Origin of the sequence: Mycolicibacterium septicum DSM 44393 (genome assembly GCF_000455325.1) — a bacterium.
Classification (GTDB): Bacteria; Actinomycetota; Actinomycetes; order Mycobacteriales; family Mycobacteriaceae; genus Mycobacterium; species Mycobacterium septicum.
Map to the genome: position 1 here is coordinate 1,948,191 of NZ_HG322951.1, position 7,293 is coordinate 1,955,483.

A 7,293-nucleotide genomic window follows, 5' to 3' on the forward strand; every position below is an offset into this window, starting at 1 on the left:
TTTCTCAGCTCGGGTGTGAGCTGCTCCCGTTGTTCGCGTTGGAACCCTGGAGCATGGCCGCCACGTCGATGCCCGAGGCCTTGAGCGACTCCAGGATGTTGGCCACCGCCAGCGGGCTGACACCGAGCAGGCCGCCGACGGCGTCCTGGGTGTCGCGTGACCCACCGATGATCGACAGCCGCTCGATCTCGGCCAGGGGAGAGGCGGCCGCCTCGGTCGCCTTGACCACAGAGGCCAGCACGTCGGGCAGCATCAGCAGGCGCGCGGCGTCGGCTGTGTAGCCGTTGAGAGCTGCGGCGATCTCCTTCTTACCGTTGGCCTCGGCCAGCAGTTTGGCCTCGATACCGGCGGCCTCGGCCTGCTGCTCGACCCGCAGCGCGTCGGCCAGTTCCTTCTTACCGGCGGCCTCGGCGACCAGCTTGGCCTGCAGGCTGTCCGCCTCGGCCTGCTTCTCGACCCGGAGTGCGTCGGCGGCGGCCTTGCGGGCGTCGGCCTCGGCCTGACCCTTGCGCCGCTCGGACTCGGCCGCGGCTTCGGCGGCCAGGATCGTGGACTGGCGCTGGCCTTCGGCGATGGCGATGTCGGCCTGTCGTTTCGCCTCGGCGGGCGCGATCACGTCGGCCTGCAACGCGGCCTGGGCCTGCTCGGCACGACGCTGCTCCACCTCGATGCGGGCCTGCACCCGGGCCGCCTCGGCCTGCTCGGTGGCGATGCCGACGTCCTTCTGCGCGCGGGCGTTGGCCAGCGGCCCGGCCTGGTCGGCCTGGGCGTTCTCGGCCTCGGTCTGCGCGCGCAACCGGGCCAGCTCGACATCGCGCTTCTGGTTCGCGGTGGCGATCGCGGTGTCGGCCTCGGCCTGGGCGATGGAGCCTTCCTGGCGGGCCTTGGCCGACTGGATCTGGGCGTCGCGCTCGGCCTCGGCGGTGCCGACCGTGGCGTCCCGCTTGACCTCGGCGATGCGGCGCTGGCCGAGCGACTTCAGATAGTCGTTGGCGTCGGAGATGCCGGCGATCTTGAGCACGTCGACCTCCATGCCGATGCGGGCCAGGTCGCCGCCGGCCTCCTCGACCACGCTGCGGGCCAGGCTGTCGCGGTTGGAGTTGAGATCCTCGACGGTCATGGTCGCGGTGATGCCGCGCAGGCTGCCGGCCAGGATCTCGTTGATCTGGCGCTGCAGCTCATTGAGGTCGGAGGTCAGGAAGCGCTGGACCGCGGTCTGCACGGCCTCGTCGGCCGAGCCGATGCGGACCAGTCCGACCGCCTCGACGTTGACCGGCACACCGTTGTTGGACAGCGCGTTCTGCAGGTTGATGCTGACGTTGAACGGCTCCAGGCTCATGATGTCGACCCGCTCGATGCCGGGCATCCGGAACCGGGCGCCGCCGCGCACCACCTTGGGCGTTCCACGCCCGGTGAACACGGCCACCTCGTTGGGCGGCACCTTGATGTAGTTCTTGACGTAGACCAGCGGTATGACCACCAGGATCAGGATGGCGGCGATGGCGGCCAGGACGACGATGAGCAGCAGGGACACGGTTGTGCCTTTCTGAAGGTTTGGTGCTCGGGACGACTCAGGTTTCTGGAACAGCGACGACGTGAACGAAGTCGGGGTCGATGTCGGCGATGTAGACGCGGGTGGCCTTGGGCAGCGCGGCCGTCTCGTCGCTCCTGGCGCGGGAGAACACGCGGTTGCCGTCGGCGTCGACGAAGGAGACCTCACCCCATCCGCCCGGCGGAACCTCGAGGGTGACCGTGCCGAGCAGGCCCACATAGGAGGACCGGCCCCGATGTGAGTTGGACTGCTGGCGGCGCATGTAGGGCAGCAGCAGTCCGTTGAGGGCGGCCACCAGTACGACGGCGCAGGCCGCCGCCAGCGCTGCAGTCCAGACGGTGCCCAGCCCCAGCCAGGTGCCGATCATGCCCCCGGTCCCGGCGCCCAGCAGGGCGACCGACAGGCCGGTGAGGCTCAGGAACGGCATCCCGTCCCCGTGCCCGACATCGGCGAGGAGCAGGGCGGCCAGTACGGCGACGCCGCCGACGACGAACGCGGCCAGGTAAACAGCCATCACGTGCTCGAGATCTCCGTTCGCCGGGCACCGGATCGGTCCGTACCATTCTCGCTTGATCCGGGGCTTCGCCGCGCACCAAATTTCGGTGGAGGTATCGGGCGGCCAGAGCTGTTCAGCCGTGATTTTGGCGCAGGCCGTTGAGCGGGTATTGTGGACCAACGGTGCGGCTATCGTGCCGACTTTTTGCGTGCCCCGTCTTGGAACTGCTGAATTTCTGCAATTTCGTCTGGATCCGGCTCACGTTTCTAGTTGGTCGCCGGCAGCATCACGACGGGCTGCATTGCGACTGATGAAGCTACGAAACGAAAGCAAGGATCGCCGAAGAGTATGGCCAAGAAAGACGGTGCCATCGAGGTCGAGGGTCGCGTGGTCGAACCTCTGCCCAATGCGATGTTCCGCATTGAGCTGGAGAACGGACACAAGGTCTTGGCCCACATCAGCGGGAAGATGCGGCAGCACTACATCCGCATCCTGCCCGAGGACCGGGTAGTGGTGGAGCTCTCTCCCTACGACCTGTCCCGGGGCCGCATCGTGTACCGGTACAAGTGACCCGATAGAAGCCCGACCAGTAACGACGAGACCGGTGACGTGCGCACGTGCACGCCACCAACAGAGCCAGAAGGATCGAAAAGCCGTGAAGGTGAACCCGAGCGTCAAGCCCATCTGCGATAAGTGCAGGGTGATCCGCCGGCATGGGCGGGTCATGGTGATCTGCAGCGATCCGCGCCACAAGCAGCGCCAGGGCTGACCCGTCCCTTTCGGGGGACGGCACACAACTGAATGATGAACCCCCAGCACCACTGAGCGGATACGCCGCTCATCTGCGATGCGAGCCAAGTGCGAGCATTCACGTCCGGAACGGAGGCCGGACCCCGGAGAGCCCTTAGGGGCTGATGGGAACGGGCTGGGACCAGACCTCCGCAGAGAAGAAGGAACACCGCCACATGGCACGCCTCGTGGGCGTCGATCTTCCGCGCGACAAGCGCATGGAGATCGCGCTGACTTACATTTTCGGCATCGGCCGTACCCGTTCGAACGAGATCCTCGCCGCGACGGGCATTGACAAGAACATGCGCACGAAGGACCTGACCGACGATCAGGTGACCGTTCTGCGTGATTACATCGAAGGCAACCTCAAGGTTGAGGGTGACCTGCGCCGCGAGGTGCAGGCCGACATTCGCCGCAAGATCGAGATCGGCTGCTACCAGGGCCTGCGGCACCGCCGTGGTCTGCCCGTGCGCGGTCAGCGGACCAAGACCAACGCGCGTACCCGCAAGGGCCCCAAGCGCACCATCGCCGGCAAGAAGAAGGCTAGGTAACCCCGATGGCACCACCGAAGAAGGCCGCGGGCGCCAAGCGCGGTAAGACCACCCGTCGCCGGGAAAAGAAGAACGTTCCGCACGGCGCCGCACACATCAAGAGCACCTTCAACAACACGATCGTCTCGATCACCGATCCCCAGGGCAACGTCATCGCCTGGGCGTCGTCGGGTCACGTCGGCTTCAAGGGTTCGCGTAAGTCGACCCCGTTCGCCGCGCAGCTGGCCGCCGAGAACGCTGCCCGCAAGGCGCAGGAGCACGGCGTGAAGAAGGTCGACGTGTTCGTCAAGGGCCCGGGTTCGGGCCGCGAGACCGCCATCCGCTCGCTGCAGGCCGCAGGCCTCGAGGTGGGCGCGATTTCCGACGTCACTCCGCAGCCGCACAACGGCTGCCGTCCGCCCAAGCGGCGCCGGGTCTAGGGAGGATCTGAACAATGGCTCGTTATACCGGACCCGCCACCCGCAAGTCGCGCCGTCTCGGCGTCGACCTGGTCGGTGGAGATCAGTCGTTCGAGAAGCGCCCCTACCCGCCCGGCCAGCACGGCCGCGCGCGGATCAAGGAGAGCGAATACCGCACTCAGCTGCAGGAGAAGCAGAAGGCTCGCTTCACCTACGGCGTGCTGGAGAAGCAGTTCCGCAAGTACTACGAAGAGGCCAACCGCAAGGCGGGCAAGACGGGTGAGAACCTGCTCCAGATCCTGGAGAGCCGCCTGGACAACGTGGTGTACCGCGCCGGCCTGGCGCGTACCCGCCGGATGGCCCGTCAGCTGGTCAGCCACGGCCACTTCACCGTCAACGGTGTCAAGGTGAACATCCCGAGCTTCCGGGTGTCGCAGTACGACATCATCGACGTCAAGGAGAAGTCGCTCAACACCCTGCCGTTCGAGGTTTCTCGGCAGACCGCGGGTGAGCGTCCGATCCCGTCGTGGCTGCAGGTCGTCGGCGAGCGTCAGCGCATCCTGGTGCACCAGCTGCCCGAGCGTGCGCAGATCCAGGTGCCGCTCGCAGAACAGCTCATCGTCGAGTTCTACTCGAAGTAATGACTTACCGGCCGACTGGCCGGTAAGTACCCAGACGGCATCAAATAGCGGGTGCCGAGAAGGAGAAGAACACCATGCTGATCTCTCAGCGACCCACACTGGCCGAGGAAACCCTCGCCGACAACCGCTCCAAGTTCGTCATCGAGCCCTTGGAGCCCGGTTTCGGTTACACGCTGGGTAACTCGCTGCGGCGCACGCTGCTGTCGTCCATTCCGGGCGCAGCGGTCACGAGCATCCGCATCGACGGTGTGCTGCACGAGTTCACCACCGTTCCCGGGGTGAAGGAAGACGTCACCGACATCATCCTGAACCTCAAGGGTCTGGTCGTGTCCTCCGAGGAGGACGAGCCGGTCACCATGTACCTGCGCAAGCAGGGCCCGGGTGCGGTCACCGCCGGTGACATCGTGCCGCCGGCCGGTGTGACCGTGCACAACCCGGACATGCACATCGCGACGCTGAACGACAAGGGCAAGCTCGAGGTCGAGCTCGTCGTCGAGCGTGGCCGTGGCTACGTTCCCGCCGTGCAGAACAAGGCCTCGGGTGCCGAGATCGGCCGTATCCCGGTCGATTCCATCTACAGCCCCGTGCTGAAGGTGACCTACAAGGTTGAGGCCACCCGCGTCGAGCAGCGCACCGACTTCGACAAGCTGATCCTCGATGTCGAGACCAAGAACTCGATCAGCCCGCGTGACGCCCTGGCGTCGGCCGGTAAGACCCTGGTCGAACTGTTCGGTCTGGCACGGGAACTCAACGTCGAGGCCGAGGGCATCGAGATCGGCCCGTCGCCGGCCGAGGCAGACCACATCGCCAGCTTCGCGCTGCCGATCGACGATCTGGACCTGACCGTCCGTTCGTACAACTGCCTCAAGCGCGAGGGTGTGCACACGGTGGGCGAGCTCGTGGCCCGCACGGAGTCCGACCTGCTGGACATCCGTAACTTCGGCCAGAAGTCCATCGACGAGGTGAAGATCAAGCTGCATCAGCTGGGTCTCTCGCTGAAGGACAGCCCGGCCACCTTCGATCCGTCCGAGGTTGCCGGCTACGACGCCGCCACCGGCACCTGGACCAGCGACGCCAGCTACGACCTGGACGCTGACCAGGACTACGCCGAGACCGAGCAGCTTTAAAGAATCCGTCCCGGTCCTACCTGATACGGGGACCGGCCCCATTTAGGAGATAGTCGCAATGCCCAAGCCCACAAAGGGTGCCCGCCTCGGCGGGTCGTCCTCACACCAGAAGGCGATCCTGGCCAACCTGGCCACGTCGCTGTTCGAGCACGGTCGCATCAAGACGACCGAGCCGAAGGCCCGGGCGTTGCGTCCGTACGCCGAGAAGCTGATCACCCACGCCAAGAAGGGTGAGCTGCACAACCGGCGCGAGGTGCTGAAGAAGATCCGTGACAAGGACGTCGTGCACGCCCTGTTCGCCGAGATCGGTCCCTTCTTCGCCGATCGCGAGGGTGGCTACACCCGCATCATCAAGGTCGAGAACCGTAAGGGCGACAACGCCCCCATGGCCGTCATCGAGCTGGTGCGGGAGAAGACCGTGACCTCCGAGGCCGACCGCGCTCGTCGCGCTGCCGCCGCGCAGGCCAAGGCCGCCGAGGCTGAAGCTCCCAAGGCTGAAGAGGCCGAGGAAGCCGCCGAGGAGACCCCGGTTGCCGAGGTCGAGGCCGAGGACGAGGCCATCGCCGACGCCCAGACGGCTGAGGCTGCGGCCGAGGATGACGCTGCCAAGTCGTAGCGACAACATGAACATGCCCGCCACCGGAACCGGTGGCGGGCATGTTCGTTTGCGCCTGGACATCGCCTACGACGGCACCGATTTCGCGGGCTGGGCGACGCAGGCCGGTCAACGCACCGTCGCCGGCGTGATCGAGGACGCACTCTCGACGGTGTTCCGGACGCCGGTGGTGACGCGCACCGCGGGCCGAACCGACACCGGGGTGCATGCCACCGGCCAGGTCGCCCACGTCGACATCCCCACCGACGCACTCCCGCACGCGTACCCGCGGACCATCCGCCCTGCCGATACCGAGTTCACCCCGCTGGTACGGCGATTGGCGCGGCTACTGCCGACTGATGTCCGGATCCGCGACATCGTCCGGGCGCCTGCGGGTTTCGACGCCAGGTTCTCGGCACTGCGCCGGCACTACACCTACCGACTGAGCCTCGCCCCCTACGGGGTCGAGCCGGCCGAAGCGCGGTTCGTCACGCCGTGGCCGAAGCCCCTGGACCTCGACGCGATGGCTGCCGCATCACGGGAACTGTTGGGGCTCAACGATTTCGCGGCGTTCTGCCGCCGCCGTCCCGGGGCGACCACGATCCGAGATCTGCAGCGGCTGGAGTGGGTGCGCGACGGCTTCTACGTGACGGCGTACGTCACCGCGGATGCCTTCTGCTGGAACATGGTTCGCTCGCTGGTCGGCGCGATGCTGGCAGTGGGGCGGGGCGGCGGTCACCAGAGTGGACCGCCGGGCTGCTGGGCGAGGCGAGCCGGTCGAGTGATTTCGCCGCCGCTCCTGCCCGCGGGCTCACACTCGTCCAGGTCGACTACCCGGCCGACGAGGAGCTCGAGGCCCGCAACTTGATCACCCGTGACGTGCGGACCGCTGACTGAGCACCTGGCCTGCGCTTCGGTGCCCGGGCGTCCGGGTTCGTACTTCCCTATTCCGACCCTGCGACGAATGTGTATGTTGTTGCGGGTTTTTGGCCGATCTGCCGCGAAAGGGTGCACACTCGCTGCAGTGCCATTGGCCGGTAGATGACCTGGGTGCGCTCGGTGTCTGATGCTCCATCGCTCGGTGCGTGTGCTCAACCTCCAGTGCCTGCGACGAATGTGTATGTTGTTGCGGTTTTTTCGCCGG

9 protein-coding genes and 1 pseudogene are annotated in these 7,293 nt (G+C 66.5%); 8 read left to right on the forward strand and 2 right to left on the reverse strand.

Going from position 1 to position 7,293, the window contains the following annotated elements:
- Positions 1 to 4: 4 nt before the first annotated feature.
- Entirely contained in the window at positions 5 to 1,534 is a 1,530-nt protein-coding gene (locus TX88_RS09170; RefSeq protein WP_044516244.1) for a flotillin family protein, read from the reverse strand.
- A gap of 37 nt (positions 1,535 to 1,571) precedes the next feature.
- A complete protein-coding gene (locus TX88_RS09175; protein WP_209446965.1) occupies positions 1,572 to 2,066 on the reverse strand; it encodes an NfeD family membrane protein in 495 nt (164 codons plus the stop codon).
- Between the two features lie 330 nt (positions 2,067 to 2,396).
- On the opposite strand from TX88_RS09175, the gene infA reads away from it, so the two are divergent.
- The 8 genes and pseudogenes from infA to truA all read left to right on the forward strand — a co-directional run bounded on the left by infA (position 2,397) and on the right by truA (position 7,046).
- On the forward strand, positions 2,397 to 2,618 hold the full coding sequence (gene infA, locus TX88_RS09180; protein WP_003418601.1) for a translation initiation factor IF-1: 222 nt from the start codon (positions 2,397 to 2,399) through the stop codon (positions 2,616 to 2,618).
- Positions 2,619 to 2,703: 85 nt separating this feature from the next.
- A complete protein-coding gene (gene rpmJ / locus TX88_RS33230) occupies positions 2,704 to 2,817 on the forward strand; it encodes a 50S ribosomal protein L36 (protein WP_003879483.1) in 114 nt (37 codons plus the stop codon).
- A 196-nt stretch (positions 2,818 to 3,013) separates the two neighbouring features.
- On the forward strand, positions 3,014 to 3,388 hold the full coding sequence (gene rpsM / locus TX88_RS09185; RefSeq protein WP_044519236.1) for a 30S ribosomal protein S13: 375 nt from the start codon (positions 3,014 to 3,016) through the stop codon (positions 3,386 to 3,388).
- Positions 3,389 to 3,393: 5 nt separating this feature from the next.
- A complete protein-coding gene (rpsK, locus tag TX88_RS09190; protein WP_004571524.1) occupies positions 3,394 to 3,807 on the forward strand; it encodes a 30S ribosomal protein S11 in 414 nt (137 codons plus the stop codon).
- A 14-nt stretch (positions 3,808 to 3,821) separates the two neighbouring features.
- Positions 3,822 to 4,427 carry a 30S ribosomal protein S4 gene (gene rpsD, locus TX88_RS09195; RefSeq protein WP_044516249.1) on the forward strand — a complete coding sequence of 202 codons (606 nt, stop codon included), beginning with the start codon at positions 3,822 to 3,824 and terminating at the stop codon, positions 4,425 to 4,427.
- Between the two features lie 74 nt (positions 4,428 to 4,501).
- Positions 4,502 to 5,554 (forward strand): DNA-directed RNA polymerase subunit alpha, encoded by a 1,053-nt coding sequence (locus tag TX88_RS09200; RefSeq protein ID WP_044516250.1) that lies wholly within the window; start codon positions 4,502 to 4,504, stop codon positions 5,552 to 5,554.
- A 58-nt stretch (positions 5,555 to 5,612) separates the two neighbouring features.
- Complete coding sequence (gene rplQ, locus TX88_RS09205; RefSeq protein ID WP_044516252.1) at positions 5,613 to 6,170, forward strand: 50S ribosomal protein L17; 558 nt, start codon at positions 5,613 to 5,615, stop codon at positions 6,168 to 6,170.
- A gap of 7 nt (positions 6,171 to 6,177) precedes the next feature.
- Positions 6,178 to 7,046 (forward strand): annotated as a pseudogene (gene truA, locus TX88_RS09210) (tRNA pseudouridine(38-40) synthase TruA).
- Positions 7,047 to 7,293 lie beyond the last annotated feature (247 nt).